The sequence below is a fragment of the Pantoea sp. SGAir0430 genome, from assembly GCF_043549295.1.
The window spans coordinates 1,321,530-1,336,840 of record NZ_CP039427.1; the positions used below are offsets into that span (position 1 = coordinate 1,321,530).

The 15,311-nt window shown below is 54.6% G+C and carries 22 protein-coding genes; 15 read left to right on the top strand and 7 right to left on the bottom strand.

The window, feature by feature from the left end; all coding sequences use genetic code 11:
• Window positions 1–283 precede the first annotated feature (283 nt).
• From E7738_RS06340 to E7738_RS06365, 6 genes are all read left to right on the top strand, one after another.
• Entirely contained in the window at window positions 284–865 is a 582-nt protein-coding gene (locus E7738_RS06340; protein WP_059010369.1) for a response regulator transcription factor, read from the top strand.
• 228 nt (window positions 866–1,093) lie between these two features.
• Entirely contained in the window at window positions 1,094–1,606 is a 513-nt protein-coding gene (locus tag E7738_RS06345) for a GNAT family N-acetyltransferase (protein WP_394516216.1), read from the top strand.
• Between the two features lie 275 nt (window positions 1,607–1,881).
• Window positions 1,882–2,049 (top strand): con-10 family general stress protein, encoded by a 168-nt coding sequence (locus tag E7738_RS06350; RefSeq protein WP_021506316.1) that lies wholly within the window; start codon window positions 1,882–1,884, stop codon window positions 2,047–2,049.
• A 186-nt stretch (window positions 2,050–2,235) separates the two neighbouring features.
• Window positions 2,236–2,433, top strand: coding sequence for a hypothetical protein (locus E7738_RS06355; protein ID WP_031279223.1), 198 nt, complete (start codon window positions 2,236–2,238; stop codon window positions 2,431–2,433).
• The gene (locus E7738_RS06360; protein ID WP_058776510.1) at window positions 2,433–3,218 is read left to right on the top strand and encodes a hypothetical protein; all 786 of its coding nucleotides are present in this window, start codon (window positions 2,433–2,435) and stop codon (window positions 3,216–3,218) included. Before E7738_RS06355 ends, E7738_RS06360 begins: the two co-directional genes overlap by 1 nt.
• 78 nt (window positions 3,219–3,296) lie before the next feature.
• The gene (locus E7738_RS06365) at window positions 3,297–3,419 is read left to right on the top strand and encodes a hypothetical protein (protein WP_255412066.1); all 123 of its coding nucleotides are present in this window, start codon (window positions 3,297–3,299) and stop codon (window positions 3,417–3,419) included.
• Window positions 3,420–3,465: 46 nt separating this feature from the next.
• Here the strand turns inward: E7738_RS06365 and E7738_RS06370 are convergent, their stop codons facing one another.
• Entirely contained in the window at window positions 3,466–5,817 is a 2,352-nt protein-coding gene (locus E7738_RS06370) for a phosphoketolase family protein (RefSeq protein WP_394516217.1), read from the bottom strand.
• A gap of 281 nt (window positions 5,818–6,098) precedes the next feature.
• On the opposite strand from E7738_RS06370, the gene E7738_RS06375 reads away from it, so the two are divergent.
• Together E7738_RS06375 and E7738_RS06380 are read left to right on the top strand one after the other, a co-directional pair.
• Window positions 6,099–6,398, top strand: a complete 300-nt coding sequence (locus E7738_RS06375; protein ID WP_021506321.1) for a hypothetical protein — start codon at window positions 6,099–6,101, stop codon at window positions 6,396–6,398.
• 193 nt (window positions 6,399–6,591) lie between these two features.
• On the top strand, window positions 6,592–6,792 hold the full coding sequence (locus E7738_RS06380; RefSeq protein WP_262255857.1) for a hypothetical protein: 201 nt from the start codon (window positions 6,592–6,594) through the stop codon (window positions 6,790–6,792).
• Between the two features lie 31 nt (window positions 6,793–6,823).
• Here E7738_RS06380 and E7738_RS06385 read toward each other — a convergent pair whose 3' ends face one another.
• From E7738_RS06385 to E7738_RS06410, 6 genes are all read right to left on the bottom strand, one after another.
• Window positions 6,824–7,090, bottom strand: a complete 267-nt coding sequence (locus E7738_RS06385; RefSeq protein WP_021506323.1) for a biofilm development regulator YmgB/AriR family protein — start codon at window positions 7,088–7,090, stop codon at window positions 6,824–6,826.
• 53 nt (window positions 7,091–7,143) lie between these two features.
• Window positions 7,144–7,434 carry a hypothetical protein gene (locus tag E7738_RS06390; protein ID WP_059010363.1) on the bottom strand — a complete coding sequence of 97 codons (291 nt, stop codon included), beginning with the start codon at window positions 7,432–7,434 and terminating at the stop codon, window positions 7,144–7,146.
• 164 nt (window positions 7,435–7,598) lie between these two features.
• Entirely contained in the window at window positions 7,599–7,844 is a 246-nt protein-coding gene (ycgZ, locus tag E7738_RS06395; RefSeq protein WP_021506325.1) for a regulatory protein YcgZ, read from the bottom strand.
• 473 nt (window positions 7,845–8,317) lie between these two features.
• Window positions 8,318–8,503 (bottom strand): con-10 family general stress protein, encoded by a 186-nt coding sequence (locus E7738_RS06400; protein WP_071813571.1) that lies wholly within the window; start codon window positions 8,501–8,503, stop codon window positions 8,318–8,320.
• Between the two features lie 276 nt (window positions 8,504–8,779).
• On the bottom strand, window positions 8,780–9,241 hold the full coding sequence (locus tag E7738_RS06405; protein WP_021506327.1) for a DUF421 domain-containing protein: 462 nt from the start codon (window positions 9,239–9,241) through the stop codon (window positions 8,780–8,782).
• Between the two features lie 12 nt (window positions 9,242–9,253).
• Window positions 9,254–9,760 (bottom strand): hypothetical protein, encoded by a 507-nt coding sequence (locus E7738_RS06410; RefSeq protein WP_021506328.1) that lies wholly within the window; start codon window positions 9,758–9,760, stop codon window positions 9,254–9,256.
• 232 nt (window positions 9,761–9,992) lie between these two features.
• Here E7738_RS06410 and E7738_RS06415 point away from each other — a divergent pair, with 232 nt between their 5' ends.
• From E7738_RS06415 to msrA, 7 genes are all read left to right on the top strand, one after another.
• Complete coding sequence (locus tag E7738_RS06415) at window positions 9,993–10,484, top strand: nicotinamide-nucleotide amidohydrolase family protein (RefSeq protein ID WP_058769659.1); 492 nt, start codon at window positions 9,993–9,995, stop codon at window positions 10,482–10,484.
• 317 nt (window positions 10,485–10,801) lie between these two features.
• Window positions 10,802–10,969 carry a con-10 family general stress protein gene (locus E7738_RS06420; RefSeq protein ID WP_021506330.1) on the top strand — a complete coding sequence of 56 codons (168 nt, stop codon included), beginning with the start codon at window positions 10,802–10,804 and terminating at the stop codon, window positions 10,967–10,969.
• A 157-nt stretch (window positions 10,970–11,126) separates the two neighbouring features.
• Window positions 11,127–11,600, top strand: a complete 474-nt coding sequence (locus E7738_RS06425) for a YciE/YciF ferroxidase family protein (RefSeq protein ID WP_021506331.1) — start codon at window positions 11,127–11,129, stop codon at window positions 11,598–11,600.
• Window positions 11,601–11,627: 27 nt separating this feature from the next.
• Window positions 11,628–12,143, top strand: a complete 516-nt coding sequence (locus E7738_RS06430; RefSeq protein WP_021506332.1) for a ferritin-like domain-containing protein — start codon at window positions 11,628–11,630, stop codon at window positions 12,141–12,143.
• Between the two features lie 36 nt (window positions 12,144–12,179).
• The gene (locus E7738_RS06435) at window positions 12,180–13,049 is read left to right on the top strand and encodes a manganese catalase family protein (RefSeq protein WP_021506333.1); all 870 of its coding nucleotides are present in this window, start codon (window positions 12,180–12,182) and stop codon (window positions 13,047–13,049) included.
• 224 nt (window positions 13,050–13,273) lie between these two features.
• Window positions 13,274–14,542, top strand: coding sequence for a translesion error-prone DNA polymerase V subunit UmuC (gene umuC / locus E7738_RS06440; RefSeq protein WP_021506336.1), 1,269 nt, complete (start codon window positions 13,274–13,276; stop codon window positions 14,540–14,542).
• Between the two features lie 156 nt (window positions 14,543–14,698).
• The gene (msrA, locus tag E7738_RS06445) at window positions 14,699–15,235 is read left to right on the top strand and encodes a peptide-methionine (S)-S-oxide reductase MsrA (protein ID WP_021506337.1); all 537 of its coding nucleotides are present in this window, start codon (window positions 14,699–14,701) and stop codon (window positions 15,233–15,235) included.
• The last annotated feature ends 76 nt before the right edge of the window (window positions 15,236–15,311 follow it).

The window sequence follows — 15,311 nt, forward strand, 5'->3', positions numbered from 1 at the left end:
TTCATGTCCATACAGAGGAGCTGACACCCTAAAGACTAAAAATGACAGGAAAATGAAATGGCAGAGCAATAGTGGCGGCTGACCTCATCCCGGGCGATCTCCCCGGTTCGCAACCGCACCGGTTTTGCTTCATTCATCAGAAACCAGCTTTCCTGTTGCCCCCCTGCAGCTCAGCCCTGCCAGACATTTCTCAGCCTTTTCCTACAACCTGACGCTGGCCGTCTGATATCGGCTCAGCGCGGTTTCCGTTCAAATGGGTTAACCGCGAGCACAGGAGGAAACAATGCTGAACATCTTCACTATGGATAGCGACCGCTGGATTACGGAAGGTCTGCGCCTCTACTTTTCCGGGCAGATGATAAGCTGCCTGACGCTCACCTCGCCGGATGACCCAATCCCCACCGGACACGGGCGCAACGTGGTGATCAGCGAGCTGCATTTTGCCAGTAAAAACCTGGAAGAGACGTTGCGTAGCCTGCTGCTGATGCAGCTCAAAACGCCGGGCGTTGAGCTGGTGATTCTCACCGACATCAGCGATGAAGCCGTGCTGAATTACGTGGCCCGCCACCTGAAGAAAGCGCTGATCCTGAGTAAAAAATGCCCGCTGGCGACGCTGGTCAGTGCGGTGCTGACGCCGGAAAACGTTGCCGCCGTCGCCGTACCGCACGGCAACGCCGATGTGCTGACCGAGCGCGAGTTCACGCTGCTGCGCTGGCTGGCGGGTCCGCGCCGCATGACGGAGATCGGGCATGCGCTGCACCTCAGCAATAAGACCATCAGCCACTACAAGAACACCATCTCACGCAAGCTGGGCTGTAAAAACCACATGGATTTTTACCATCGCCTCACCAGCTACGGCTTTTGATTCGCGCCTCCCGCCTCAATTCAGGATGTTCAGCCCGCTGGACATCCTGCGCCTGCCTCCTTTCCTGTTAAAAAATCAAGACATTCAGCCAACATCCTTACCGCAAAAGGGATGACACCCGGTTTGATTCGCGCATAATGACGGGTCACCTGTACGGGCAGGATGCCCGCTGACACCCCCACTCTGCCGTAACGCAGGATAAAACATAAAAACTGAAGGAAGACTGGCATGGAATTCACCATACGCAACGCGCAGCCTGATGATGCCGAACTGCTGCATCAGCTGGGGCGCATGACCTACAGCGCCCACTTCAAACATATGTGGGTCTCCGAAGCCGAGCTGGATGAATTCATCGACAAAGAGTACGGCCTGGCCGAACTGCGCAGCAGCCTGGTGGCCCCCAACGAAAGCTGGCTGATTGCCGAAACCAACAAACCCATCGGCTTTGCCAAAGTGACCTGGAATACGCCGGTACCGGACTCCGGCATGAGCGGTGCCCAGCTGAATAAGCTCTACCTCAATCCGCAGGAAACCGGTAAAAACTATGGCCGGCGCATATTCGAAAGCATTATCCACGCCGCACGCGATAAGCAGGAAGGCTATCTGTGGCTGGAAGTGATGGGCGAGAACGTGCGCGCACGCAAATTTTATGAAGCCTTTGGCATGCAGCACATCAAAGACATTCCTTTTATTACTGCTTCGCAGCAGAGCATCCTGCAGATTTTAGGCATGGTTATTTAGCGTGGCTCACGGCGCCGGGTCAGCTGTCTGGCCCGGCCGGTTGGGTGCACTGGAGTGTTTCATTTTATTACTTCACCGCCGCAAAAATTTTAAATAAGCGCAGCGCCAGCGCAGAATTATTGTTATTTCAACTAAATAAGATAAAAAATAAAAATGCCCTTTTTATGCGCCGTCACGCTTGCAGAAATAGCACCAGCGATTAGTATTAAATACGCAACACGCACATGACAGCGCAACAACGTCATGTTATTTATTACTCATGAAGAGGATATATTATGACTCAGCATCGAGGCGGTTCAGGTAATTTCGCAGAAGATAAACAGAAAGCATCAGAAGCCGGTAAAAAAGGCGGACAGCACAGCGGCGGCAACTTTAAAAACGACCGTGAAAAAGCGTCCGAAGCCGGTAAAAAAGGCGGTCAGAGCAGCAATCGCGGCTCGTGATTAGCCGGCCAGCACAGGATGAGGCGGCCATGGCGCAGGGAGCGCGCCGTTACCCCCCGGATTATTGTCTTACCCTGCGCTGACTTTCCTCACGTTTAACAGATAACTCTGAAACCGCCTGAATCTGGCAGAAAACGTTATATGATCAATTAACTATTTATTGCCTTACAGGAACAGCCTGACGTGATATTGCGCTATTTTACCTCTCTTTTTTCCAGTCCGGAATCATTACTGCAGGTGATGAGCCGCCAGGATATTCGTGAATCCATTCAGGAAGGTGACCGGATTATTATTGACGAAGACGGTAACGCTTCGGTTAATCCCCTCAGTCCGCAGGTACAGCAAGACTTCGCCGATCATATTAAGCGCTTAAAGGATATCTGATGGGAACCGCGATATTTATGGTGCTGATGGTCTGCGGCTACTGGTACACCAGTCGCGATATGTCCAGCCGCCTGAAAATAAAACGCTCCTTTGGCTGGGACGTCTATTTTCTCATTGCGCTGTACGGCTGCATTTTTGTCGTTCAGGGCGTGGTCGCCACCGGCCTGGTCTGGCTGCTACTGCTGGCGGCCTCGGCCATCAATAACAGCCTGGCGCTGTCTGCCGATCTCCATGCGCGCTGGCACGTCGATTTCATGACATGGAGTTTTCTCGGCATTCAGGCACCGGTGGTGATCATGCTGGCGTTTGCCGTGCTGTTTTGTGTGTATCGTTCCAATTCCGGCAGCGCGCGGCTGACCGCCGGCAGTCGCAAAGAGCTATATCAGCGCCTGTCCCGCTCTAACGGTATTGAACAACTGCTGCTGCACTGCATGGAAGAAGGCGAACTGGCCTGGGTCACGCTGAAATCGCGCCGTATCTACATCGGCATGATTCACGCTGCCACCTTTGAATATCCCAGCACCGCCAATATCGTGCTGATTCCGATGCTCAGCGGCTACCGCGATTCGCGCACGCTGAATCTGGCGATTGAGCATAACTACAGTCGCTGGTATCACCAGCACGAGATTAGCTTTGTCTCCAAACCCAAAAGCGCGCTGGAGTTCCGTAAGGTGCTGATGGTCGACCAGATTGAAAGCCTATCGCTGTTCGATCCGGCCAGCGCCAGCGCACTGGCTATGGGGAAACATCAGCACACAGAGAAGCGGCAGAATGTTCCGGGCTGAGCCGCGCAGCCACCCTTTACATCCGCGCAGCTGGCAACGGTGGCGCGGGTTCACATGGTAACCGTTAAGGAGTATACAATGACCGATCGTCCCGTTCACGGCGACCAGCCGGATTACGATCCGCGTAAAAACAGCCCCGACCAGAAGCCGAAAGATGACGAAACCAGCGCGCCTGAATCCGGGGATAAACAGGCCGAATAAACCATAAACCGCCTTTTCAGGCGGTTTTTTTCGCGCCCGGGTCGGGTTAGCCCGGCCACAGCCAGTTACGTACTTCCGGCACGTCTTCACCGTATTCGCGCACATAGCGATGGTGCTCCGCGATGCGCTGCTGCAGGTCGTCGAGCAATTCAGGATGGCGATCGGCCAGGCCCGGCACATGCAAAATCGCCGCCTGCGCCAGATGATAGCGGTCCAGCTCGTTGAGCACCGTCATATCAAACGGCGTGGTGGTGGTGCCCTCTTCGTTGAAGCCGTGCACGTGGAAATTGGCGTGATTGCTGCGCTGATAGGTCAGACGATGAATCAGGCTGGGATAGCCATGAAAGGCGAAAATTACCGGTTTGTCGCGGGTAAACAGCGCATCGAAATCTTCTTCCGACTTGCCGTGCGGGTGCTGCTGCTGCGTCTGCAGCGCCAGCAGATCCACCACGTTGACCACGCGAATGCGCAACGTGGGCAGATAGTTTCGCAGAAGATCTACCGCCGCCAGCGTCTCCATGGTGGGCACATCGCCGGCGCAGGCCATCACCACGTCCGGCTCGTCGTCATCGCTCGCCCAGCGCCATTCGCCCATACCCGCCTCACAGTGGGCAATAGCGCTGTCGATGTCCAGCCACTGCGGTGACGGCTGCTTGCCAGCGACAATCACGTTGATGCGATCCCAGGTGCGCAGACAGTGATCGCCCACCCACAGCAGGGTGTTTGCGTCCGGCGGCAGATAGATGCGCACGATATCCGCCTTTTTATTCGCCACGTGATCGATAAAACCGGGATCCTGATGGCTGTAACCGTTGTGATCCTGACGCCAGACATGTGAAGACAACAGATAGTTGAGCGACGAGATCGGCTGGCGCCAGCCCAGTTTGCGCGTCACCTTCAGCCATTTGGCGTGCTGGTTAAACATCGAGTCGACAATATGGATAAAGGCTTCATAACAGTTAAACAGCCCGTGTCGTCCGGTGAGCAGATAGCCCTCCAGCCAGCCCTGACACTGATGCTCGCTGAGAATTTCCATCACCCGGCCGTCACGCGCCAGCTGCTCATCATACGGTTCGATGTCTGCCATCCAGCTGCGGCTGGTGACGTCAAAGACCGGCGTCAGGCGATTCGAGGCGGTCTCATCTGGCCCGAACAGCCGGAAGTTATCGGCGTTGCGCTGAAAAATCGCGCTGAGGTAGTGGCCGAACTGCTTAGTGGCTTCGCCGCGCTGGCTGCCCGGCGCGCCGGTGTCGAGCGCAAACTCGCGGATGTCCGGCGTGTTGAGCGTGCGGCGCAGCCGGCCGCCGTTGGCATAGGGCGAGGCGCTCATGCGTTTATCCCCCTGCGGCGCCAGCGCACGCAGTTCCGGCCTGAGCTTACCCGCCTCGTCAAACAGATCCTCCGGCTGATAGCTGCGCAGCCACTGCTCTAACACCTGCCGATGCGACGCGTCTTCGCGACACGCCGCCACCGGCACCTGATGCGCACGCCAGAAATCTTCCACTTTTTTACCGTCCACCTCTTTCGGGCCGGTCCAGCCCTTCGGGCTGCGCAGCACAATCATCGGCCAGCGCGGGATCGCCTGCTCAGCCTGGCCGCTGCGCGCCTGCTGCTGATAAGCGGCAATTTTATCAAACGCGTTATCCAGCGCTGCCGCCATCTGCTGATGCATGTCGGCCGGCTCGTGCCCGCAGACAAACAGCGGCTCATAACCGTAACCGCTGAACAATTGCTGCAGATCGTCATCACTGCTGCGCCCCAGCAGCGTCGGGTTGGCAATTTTGTAGCCGTTCAGATGCAGGATGGGTAGCACCGCACCATCACGCTGAGGATTGAGGAATTTGATGCCGTGCCAGCTGGCGGCAAGCGGCCCGGTTTCAGCTTCGCCGTCACCAATCACGCAGGGTACGATCAGCTGCGGATGATCGAAAACCGCGCCAAACGCGTGCGACAGTGAATAGCCCAGCTCGCCGCCTTCGTTAATCGAGCCCGGCGTTTCTGGTGCCGCATGGCTGGGAATGCCGCCGGGAAACGAAAACTGCTTAAACAGGCGCTGCATGCCTGCAGCATCTTCATTGACGTGCGGATATATCTCGCTGTAGCTGCCTTCAAGCCAGCTGTTCGCCACCATCCCCGGACCGCCGTGCCCCGGACCACAGACGTACAGCAGATCCACCTCGCGCTGGCGGATGATGCGGTTGAGGTGCGCATAGATAAAGTTCAGGCCGGGCGTCGTGCCCCAGTGGCCGAGCAGACGTGGCTTGATATGCCCGGGCTGCAGTGGTTCGCGTAACAGCGGATTGGCCATCAGGTAGATTTGCCCGACGGACAGATAATTGGCGGCGCGCCAGTAGCGATCGATCAGCGCCAGTTCATCGGCGGCACTCGGATTGGTCATGCCCTCTTCTCCTTTGGTTAGCCATCAGTTAACCCTAATAGAGGATAGGCGATGCTGCGAGCCAGACGGTATTTCTGCACTGTCGCTATTAGCCGCTGCGCTTATTCAATCTTTCACGAAAATATAAGCGCAGCGGTAAAAGCTGTACACGTTAATATTTTTTTCATTTTGTGCACTATTTAATGGGTCGTGACCCGCAAAACTGGCGCTTTTTCACTTTTGGTCTATTGTGCCTTTACAGGTAATACCAGTAGAAAATAGAAAAATAAAAGGATCCTAAAATGGACTATAAAATGTTCGCTAACCGACTGCAGCAGTGGCCGCAGTTACATTTTACGGCGATTGAACTGCAGCAACGCGAGATGGCCTGCGAGATCTACGCCACGGCGGCTGAGCACCAGACCATGAGCCAGCTGTTTATTTGTCGCGTCAGTGATGAAAAAAATGCGCAGGAATTAATCAGGCAGTATCGCAGCTGGCTGCATAAATTTAATCTCGGTCGCAGCAGGCGCGATAATTCCCGCCCGCCGCGCAGCGTGTCGGTGAATGTTCCGGGCGCAATAAGCGCAGCGCTAAAATAGAGTTATCGGCATGCTTAACCATTTTTTAGTTGCATGAATCTGCTACAGCAGCGTATTACTATTCGCGCAGCGTGATAACGCCTGGCAATCTGTCTGACGAATAACCTGGGCCATTTTCACTGACAGCAGAAAAAGGTGTTGAGTTGTTATCACCTGTGCAACACTGTGCGGATATACAAGTCCCGGAGGTGACGTGAAACAAGTTAACCGTCCTGCACCGGATCTGTATGCGCTGATAGGCATCGCGGTGACGGACTTTATCAGGGAAGGTAGCGTATTCAGGATACATGACGTGACGCAGGTGCTGCATACGATGAAAGCAGACGCGCGTGATGAGGATTTCCGGCATCGCTGCGATGCCGCAATAAGGCTACTGGCAGATCTTATGCACTGAACCGATCCCCGCCTGCGCGGGGACCACTACCTCAGGCGTCGTCTGGCGTATAACCCACCACAATTTCCAGCGTTCTGCGCAGCACACTTGCCTGCGCTTCGTCCTGTGTCGCTTCCAGCGCCATAATCAGACATAGAATGATGGATTTGTTACTGACGCGGCCTTCGCTGGCCAGCACGCTACGAATGACATCATTCAGTACCGCGGCCTCTTCACTCAATGCCACTCCGGCATCGCGAAAATGCGCCGCCAGTTCCGTGTCCGGCAGCGCAGAATAGAGAGAGTGATTCTCCGACATCGTTCTTTTCCCGTACTGTGAGCAATACAGTCAGATTATAATTTAACGGTCAGTCAGTGCTTGCGGCTGCCGCCACCCTGACCGTTGTGGCCAAACAGCGGATGCACATTATCGCGATCCGATTGTTCGCCACGCCGCTTTTGTCCAGCCGTCATGCTCGACCGGACTTCATCGATTGCAGTGCGAATCGCAGCCGCCTGCGCATCATCGCTGGCCTGCTGCTGCATAATGTGGAGCTCATCAAGCAACGCCTGGGTGGTGACCGGCCCGGAGCGCTGCAGCAGCGTTAACGCCGCTTCGCCGATGATCTCATCAATAAGAGTCTGGTGTTCTCTTCTGTTCATAACATAATAAATCTCTGCATGCTGCCTGCCCCGACCGGGAACGCGACAGAAAAACAGCGCCGCTATCCTGCGGCGCGATACAGCCCGTCACAAGTCATACATGCAGTGATACGTTATCAGAATGGCGTTTTCGTGTGTACAACCTGGACGCTTTCGCTTCGCTCTCAGCTCTCGCGTTCAAATAGCAGGCCAATCAGCTGGTGATAATGGTGCTCTTCTTCCGTGGTAGAAGCGAGCTCCAGACGACGCAGCAGCTTAGTACACAGCGATTTACGGTTCAGATTACGGCCTTCACGCAGGATTTCGACCACGACCTGGCCCAGCGTCTCCTGCTGCGAAGGCAGCGTGGCTTTGCTAAAATAGTTGGCAATCGCCTCGACTGAGTTCGGAGTGTATCCGTTCTGGCGCATAAGTGACTCCCGTTAACATTAAATTGTCAGAAAAATGTTCTGGCTAAGTTGTACAAGTTTTTCAAAATCTGTACAAGAGGATAAACAAGAGAATGGGGTTTTTTTGTTGCAAAAAGTGCTACCGAAAAGTTATTAACCCATGCATAAATTGAAATTTTTTAACATCGCCAACGCCCGATCAGGTCCACATTAATAATGAGTCGATAACGTATCGCTTCGTTATCAGTGCCACCTAATCTGCCTGTTACTTATTTCCTCTCGCGCTAACAATCGTTATTGGTGGTTGCAGCCGCTGCGCTTATCAGATATTACCGCACGTCATTTTTTCGTTCCCTGCAGCACGGCAGCTGGTGATATAAAATGCGTGCGGCGCAATGGACCACTCCCTGAATTGCGCCGCTGCGTTACCGATTAAGCCGCCTCAGGGTAGCTTAACTGATTACGCTGACTGCATTTATATTAAAGAAGGCGGTTTAAGCTTCCGCCGCTGCGGTTTTGCCGCGACGACTTACTTTTCCACCGCGTCTGCCCGCTTCTACTGCCCTTTCAGGACAGTTTTTAAAATTCCCGCTGCTGACGCTGCCGCCTTTTTTACCCGCTTCGCGAGCACGCTCGGTATTTTCTGCAAAATTACCTGCACCACCACGTCGTTGTGTCATATGTCACCCCATTGATAAAAATAATTAAGTAGTTAAACGACAGAATATCTCCACACAGGAACAATATGGATGGGATTGGAGATAAAACAACATTTAATATGCATATTTGCGCTGACAAAAAGCCATGCGCAAATGGTTATTTTCACCGCTGCGCTTATAGCGGGTTGCTTGTAAAGATTTTTTTTTCAAACTTGTACAAAATAATTTTAGTGGTATAAAATCAATTAATTAACAAAAGTGTGATCTTTATCACAAACAAGTATTGAGAGATTGTTGCTATTTTTCAGTTTTATCTGAATTTTCCGGGATGATGGAAATATGACCGCTCACTTCCAGCACCGCGTATTTAATTTGATCGATGCGTTCCAGCCCCTGACCTGAACGCGCGGCCTCGAGGATATCTTCCCGACTGATGCCCGACATTTTTAGCCGCTGCGTTAATATCCGGCCATGCTCCACCAAAATCAGCGGTCCTCCCTCCGCCATTTGTTCGAATAGCGGAAAGCGCGCTTTGAGTTTGCCCAGCACAATATCAATAGTGATTAAGGTGATGATGGTGAGGCTGGCACCGGTAACGGAAAAGTCATCACCCAGCAATGCCTGCTGTGTGGCTTCGCTAATAATCAGCAGCAGAATCAAATCGAATGAGGTCATTTGCAGCAGTGTGCGTCGACCGGCAATTTTAAATACCACCATTAACAACAGATAAATGGCGGCTGCGCGTAATACCGTTTCCATAACGCTCTCCTTTTATGGGTAAATCCACTGCGATACCTTTACCGGTACCTGATGATTGACGTGCACGCTCAGCGCAACCCGTCCCGCCGCCTGCGGCTGAATCCCCAGCCAGATCACATGACCTTCTGCCGCCTCGCTGGCGTAAGTAAGCTGCAGCGTGTTATCCCGCGTGATGGCCTGCTGTGGCTGTGGCTGTAGCGTCTGGATCTGCAAATCGTCTAACGCGCCGCTGCCTAGCGTGACGGTGAAATGCTCGCCGCTCTGCGGTGCCACACGAATCCGCAGGTTCATATTGCTGTCGATGCGACCAAAACGTTCATAGCGAATGCTGACGGAACCATCAGCCGACTGCGCCTGCCCGTCGCTTAATATGCCTTTGGAAAACAACCCGCAGGCACCCAGGATCACAATCACCATTAGCACGTATTCACCGATACGCTGTATAACGCTCTCCCTGCGTTGCCAGCGCATATCCTCCTGCACCGGATAATCACGGCTGGCTAACTCATCTTTCTTCATGGTGTTATTCCTCTTGCAGTTAATTAGCTGACATCATGTCGCTCCGGTTATTCCCTCTTCGTTCTGAATTTTAAGCTTAGCGGTAAACGCCGGGAGCTTCGGTAACAGTTTAATTCGGCTGAGCAGCGGTGCAGAAATTACTCCTATAATTCGGATGCACGCCGCTGGCAATGCATATGAGCAGCGGCAGAGACGGCGTTTATTAATTTCACTCTGACAAGGGATACAGAATATGGATGAAGAACTGGTTAATTTAGCGACCGAAGTGGGTAATAAATTACTGGCCGCCGGCCTGAGCGTCACCACCGCCGAATCCTGCACCTCTGGCTGGGTCGGTTCCGCGCTGGCGGCCGCCAGCGACAGTAGCCGCTTTTACAGCAGTGGCTTTATTACTTACACCAATCAGGCGAAGCAGCGCGTGCTGGGCGTCAGCGCAGAGACGCTGGCGCGTGATACCGCCGTCAGTGAAGCCGCGGTACGGGAGATGGCCTGCGGCGCGAAAAAGCTCTCCGGGGATACGCTGGCTATTGCCGTCAGTGGCTATGCCGGCCCGGACGGCGGTGAGGACGGCACGCCAGCCGGCACCGTGTGGTTTGCATGGTGTCTGGCAGATGGCAGCGTGCACACCAGCCGGCAGTGGTTTTCAGGTGAAGGTGAAGAAGTGGTGCGCAAAGCAACCCTTTTTAGTCTGGCGGAATTGAACCGTCTGCTCGACGCTATTTAGCGCCGCTTCGCCGTTCAATGATTAAACGTAAATAAATAAGCCGGGCGGATAAAATTCCCACCGGAGGAAAATGTGTTGAGCATAAATAATCATCAGGCGGGTTAAAAGCGAGACCGTAATATGGACCGGCTCGCTAAAAATAGCGTGGTTATTTTACACCACAATCTCCAGCCTTCTCATTAATATAGCGTTAGCGAGGCGTGAAAAATATAACCGTCGCGCTTGTCAGTGAGGCAGCCTGCATTAGTATTAAGTGTGCAAAACATGCATGGCGGCAGATGCGTCATGTTATTTATTACTCATCACGAGGTAATAGTATGACAGAGCATAGAGGCGGTTCAGGTAATTTCGCAGAAGACAAAGAGAAAGCATCTGAAGCGGGTAAAAAAGGCGGACAAAACAGCGGCGGTAATTTCAAAAACGACCGTGAGAAAGCGTCCGAAGCCGGCAAAAAAGGCGGACAGAATAGCCATCGCGATTCCTGATGCGCTGTAACGCAGAGTAAGGAATGTCTCGGAGCAGGGAATGCTCCGTCATCAACAGGATGACAGGGATTTATTGCTTCGTTTCATTCCCTCTCTTAATCGCGTTATCACTTAATGGCTTCAGCCTCCCGTTAATCACCGATTCGGAGAATATTCCATGAAAGTTAAATCGCTACTCGATCTTTTTATTCACGATCTTTCGGACGTTTACAGCGCGGAGAAACAGATCACCCGTGCGTTACCCAAACTGGTCCGGGCAGCCTCCGATGAAAGTTTAAAAAACGCTTTTCAGCAACATCTGGAAGAGACCCAGGGACAAATTGAGCGCCTCGATCAGGTCGTAGAGAGCCACGATGAGCTGCGTATCATGCGTATGAAGTGCCATGCGCTGGAAGGCCTGGTAGAAGAAGCGCAGGAGCTGATTGAATCCACCGAAGCCGGCCCGGTGCGCGATGCTGGCCTGATCGGCGCGGCGCAGAAGGTTGAGCACTATGAAATCGCCACCTACGGCACGCTGGTGGCCATGGCGAAAAAGCTGGAGCTCAACCAGGCCGCAGAGCTGCTGGCCGCCACATTAGCCGAAGAAAAATCCACCGATGAAAAACTCACGGATATCGCGGAAAAGCAGTAACGCGACTGCCGTACAACGGAGGTATATATGACGACCACATCCGCACTTTCGCATTATCACGACTGGCTGCGCGACGCTCATGCCATGGAAAAACAGGCCGAAACCATGCTCGAACAGATGGCAAAACGCCTGGAAAACTACCCGCAGCTGCGTGCACGTATTGAGCAGCACATCGAAGAAACCCGCCAGCAGCAGTCTTTGCTGGAATCCATTCTCGACCGTCACGGCATTTCCCACTCCAGCGTGAAAGACGTCATGGGGAAAATGGCCGCCATGGGCCAGGCCTTTGGCGGTACCTTCGCGGAAGACGAAGTGGTGAAAGGCGCTATCAGCGGCTACGTGTTCGAGAATGCCGAGATTGGCAGCTACACCAGCCTGATTAGCGCCGCCACGCGTGCCGGGGATCAGGAGAGCGTGGCCATTCTCAAACAGATCTGTGAACAGGAGATCGCGATGGCGGACTGGATGTTAACGCACATGCCTGAACTGACCGATCAGTTCCTGCTGCGCAGCGAAGACCCGGACGCGAAAGCGAAACGCTGATTTTCTCTTTTCGTAAGAGACTTTTTGAGGTGAGCTATGTTTCGACACGTTAAGAAACTGCAGTACACGGTGCGCGTCAGTGCGCCGAACCCGGGCCTGGCCAATCTGCTGTTAGAGCAGTTTGGCGGTCCGCAGGGCGAACTGGCTGCGGCCATGCGCTATTTTACCCAGGGCCTCGGCGATGAGGATTTAGGACGCCGCGACCTGCTGATGGATATCGCTACCGAGGAGCTCAGCCATCTTGAGATTATCGGCTCGCTGGTTGGCATGCTTAATAAAGGTGCCAAAGGCAAGCTGGCCGAAGGCACTGAAGAGGAAGGCGAACTGTATCGCTCAATCACGGGTGCCGGTAACGATAGCCATCTGACTTCGATTCTTTATGGCGGTGGTCCGCCGCTGACCAACTCCGGCGGCGTGCCGTGGACCGCGGCTTACGTGGATACCATCGGCGAAGTGACGGCGGATTTGCGTTCTAATATCGCCGCCGAAGCGCGCGCCAAAATCATCTATGAACGCCTGATCAACGTCACTGACGATGTTGGCGTAAAGGATGCGTTAGGCTTCCTGATGACGCGTGAAGCCGCGCACCAGCTTTCATTTGAGAAAGCGCTGTACTCCATTCGCGACAACTTCCCACCGGGCAAGCTGCCGCCAATTGAGCAGTATGCGCACAACTACTACAACATGTCGGAAGGTGATGACGTGCGTGGTAGCTGGAACTCCGATGACAACTTCGATTATGTGGCCGATCCGCAACCAGCGGTGGATGGCGGCGATGGTCTGCCTTCTGTGACACTGTCGCCGGATGAGCAGCGCGACATTGACGCACTGGCCGCACGCACCGCATCCGATCCGCTGATTGATCCGATCACCGGCGCGGAAGCGGGCAGCAAGAAGTCGCCCTGACGTTCAGTCAGACCAGGCAGTGACACGTTTTTTCTCGCGCAGTAACTGGCCCCTGGCCCACGGCGTTTCCCTGACGGGAACGCCGTTTTTTTCGTCCTGCTGTCTGTAACCACCCTGTTCTTTTCCCCACCAGCAACCTGGCCGGACAGATCGATTTCTGCTTCTCATTTTTCCTGCATCTGACCTATACTGTTTTTATATACAGTATTTTCAGGGTGCCGATGATGTATGCATTGGTCGACGTAAACTCTTTCTACGCCAGCTGCGAAACCGTGTTTCGCCCGGATCTGCGCGGCAGGCCGATCGTGGTGCTGTCAAACAATGATGGCTGCATTATCTCGCTGAGCCGCGAAGCGAAGGCGCTCGGCATCAAAATGGGTGCGCCCTGGTTTAAACATCGCGACGAGCTGATGCGTCATCAGGTGGTGGTGTTTTCATCTAACTATGCGCTGTACGGCAACATGTCGGCGCGCGTGATGGAGACGCTCGACCGGCTGGCGCCGCGCGTGGATGTCTACTCGATTGACGAGGCCTTTCTTGATGTCAGCGGAATTGAAGGCTACACCTCGCTGACGCGCTTTGGACAGCAGGTACGTGACTGCCTGTGGAAAGAGACGCACCTGAAAGTGGGCGTCGGCATCGCGCCAACGAAAACCCTCGCCAAGCTGGCTAACTGGGCGGCCAAACGCTGGACCAAAGCCGAAAACGTCATGGACCTCTCTGATCCGGCGCGCCAGCGCGGCCTGATGCAGCGGGTGGGCGTAGAGGAAGTGTGGGGCGTCGGCCGCCGTTTATCGAACAAGCTGAACCTGATGGGCATTCAAACCGCTCTGCAGCTGGCGGAAACCCCCACTGCGCTGATCCGCAAGCATTTCGGTGTGGTGCTGGAGCGCACCGTGCGCGAGCTGCGCGGCGAACCCTGCCTGGCGTTTGAAGAGGTGATTCCGCACCGGCAAAATATCCTCTGCTCGCGCTCGTTTGGCGATCGCATTACCGATTATCAGGATATGCGCGAAGCCATCGCCAGCTATGCGGCACGCGCAGCGGAGAAACTGCGCAGCGAGCGTCAGTATTGCCGCTACATCGGCACCTTTATCCGCACCAGCCCGCACGATCCGCATCAACCCTACTATGCCAACGCCGCCAGCCAGACGCTGATTACCCCTACCGCCGACAGCCGCGACATCATTCAGGCCACGCTCAACTGTCTGGATCGCATCTGGATCCCCGGCAAGCGCTACCTGAAAGGCGGCGTAATGCTGGGCGACTTTTTCAGCGACGGGGTGGCGCAGCTTGATCTGTTTGCTGACTATCAGCCGCGCCGTAACAGCGATCAGCTGATGGCGCTGATGGATAAGATCAACGCCCACCAGCGTGGTGCCTTGTGGTTTGCCGGTCAGGGCATTCAGAAACCCTGGGCGATGAAACGCGACATGCTGTCTCCGGCTTACACCACGCGTATTAGTGACGTGCCGCGCGTGAAGGCAAAGTGATGCTGCACGCCACCAGCCCAGGCCGTTTACGCGTGATGAGCGAGCAGCGGCGGGCTAAGCCGCGCAAGGTTGCGCCAGAAATGTTAACAGAAAGCGGCTTGAATTCAGCGTGCTGAACCCCCACTCTAACGCTTTCGCCCTGACAGGAGTAAAACAATGGCAACCGAATATGCGATTATCGCGGGTGGCTGTTTCTGGTGCACCGAAGCAGTATTTAAAGATGTGATTGGCGTCGAGTCAGTCGAAAGTGGTTACACCGGCGGTGAACGTCCTAATCCCACCTACGAGCAGGTGTGCAGCGGCGCGACCGGCCACGCCGAAGCGATTCGCGTAGGCTTCGATCCGGAGAAAGTGAGCTACGGCGATCTGCTGGACATCAGCTTTGCCACCCACGATCCCACTCAGCTGAACCGTCAGGGTAATGATGTCGGCACCCAGTACCGTTCGGCGATTTTCCCGGCTAACGCGGAACAGGAAGCCGAAGCGATTGCGGCAATTGCCCGCGCGCAGGAAGATCACAGCGTGCCGGTGGTGACCACCATCGAGCCGCTGAAAGCCTGGTACCCGGCAGAAGATTATCATCAGGATTACTGGGATGGTGCCGGCCAGCGCAACGGTTACTGCCTGGCGGTGATCCCGCCGAAGCTGCAGAAACTGCGTAAAAGCTTCGCTAACCGGGTGAAACAGGGTTAACCCGCCCGCTCTCCCCCACGGAAGGTCGTCATCGCTGACGGCCTTCCTGCATTTAGCGCGACCCGCTGCGGATTAT

Bases quoted from the DNA above. Each gene is read 5' to 3' on its own strand.
- E7738_RS06340 (WP_059010369.1), top strand. From the start codon at position 284: ATGCTGAACATCTTCACTATGGATAGCGACCGCTGGATTACGGAAGGT.
- E7738_RS06345 (WP_394516216.1), top strand. From the start codon at position 1,094: ATGGAATTCACCATACGCAACGCGCAGCCTGATGATGCCGAACTGCTG.
- E7738_RS06350 (WP_021506316.1), top strand. From the start codon at position 1,882: ATGACTCAGCATCGAGGCGGTTCAGGTAATTTCGCAGAAGATAAACAG.
- E7738_RS06360 (WP_058776510.1), top strand. From the start codon at position 2,433: ATGGGAACCGCGATATTTATGGTGCTGATGGTCTGCGGCTACTGGTAC.
- E7738_RS06365 (WP_255412066.1), top strand. From the start codon at position 3,297: ATGACCGATCGTCCCGTTCACGGCGACCAGCCGGATTACGATCCGCGT.
- E7738_RS06370 (WP_394516217.1), bottom strand. From the start codon at position 5,817: ATGACCAATCCGAGTGCCGCCGATGAACTGGCGCTGATCGATCGCTAC.
- E7738_RS06375 (WP_021506321.1), top strand. From the start codon at position 6,099: ATGGACTATAAAATGTTCGCTAACCGACTGCAGCAGTGGCCGCAGTTA.
- E7738_RS06385 (WP_021506323.1), bottom strand. From the start codon at position 7,090: ATGTCGGAGAATCACTCTCTCTATTCTGCGCTGCCGGACACGGAACTG.
- E7738_RS06390 (WP_059010363.1), bottom strand. From the start codon at position 7,434: ATGAACAGAAGAGAACACCAGACTCTTATTGATGAGATCATCGGCGAA.
- ycgZ (WP_021506325.1), bottom strand. From the start codon at position 7,844: ATGCGCCAGAACGGATACACTCCGAACTCAGTCGAGGCGATTGCCAAC.
- E7738_RS06400 (WP_071813571.1), bottom strand. From the start codon at position 8,503: ATGACACAACGACGTGGTGGTGCAGGTAATTTTGCAGAAAATACCGAG.
- E7738_RS06405 (WP_021506327.1), bottom strand. From the start codon at position 9,241: ATGGAAACGGTATTACGCGCAGCCGCCATTTATCTGTTGTTAATGGTG.
- E7738_RS06410 (WP_021506328.1), bottom strand. From the start codon at position 9,760: ATGAAGAAAGATGAGTTAGCCAGCCGTGATTATCCGGTGCAGGAGGAT.
- E7738_RS06415 (WP_058769659.1), top strand. From the start codon at position 9,993: ATGGATGAAGAACTGGTTAATTTAGCGACCGAAGTGGGTAATAAATTA.
- E7738_RS06420 (WP_021506330.1), top strand. From the start codon at position 10,802: ATGACAGAGCATAGAGGCGGTTCAGGTAATTTCGCAGAAGACAAAGAG.
- E7738_RS06425 (WP_021506331.1), top strand. From the start codon at position 11,127: ATGAAAGTTAAATCGCTACTCGATCTTTTTATTCACGATCTTTCGGAC.
- E7738_RS06430 (WP_021506332.1), top strand. From the start codon at position 11,628: ATGACGACCACATCCGCACTTTCGCATTATCACGACTGGCTGCGCGAC.
- E7738_RS06435 (WP_021506333.1), top strand. From the start codon at position 12,180: ATGTTTCGACACGTTAAGAAACTGCAGTACACGGTGCGCGTCAGTGCG.
- umuC (WP_021506336.1), top strand. From the start codon at position 13,274: ATGTATGCATTGGTCGACGTAAACTCTTTCTACGCCAGCTGCGAAACC.
- msrA (WP_021506337.1), top strand. From the start codon at position 14,699: ATGGCAACCGAATATGCGATTATCGCGGGTGGCTGTTTCTGGTGCACC.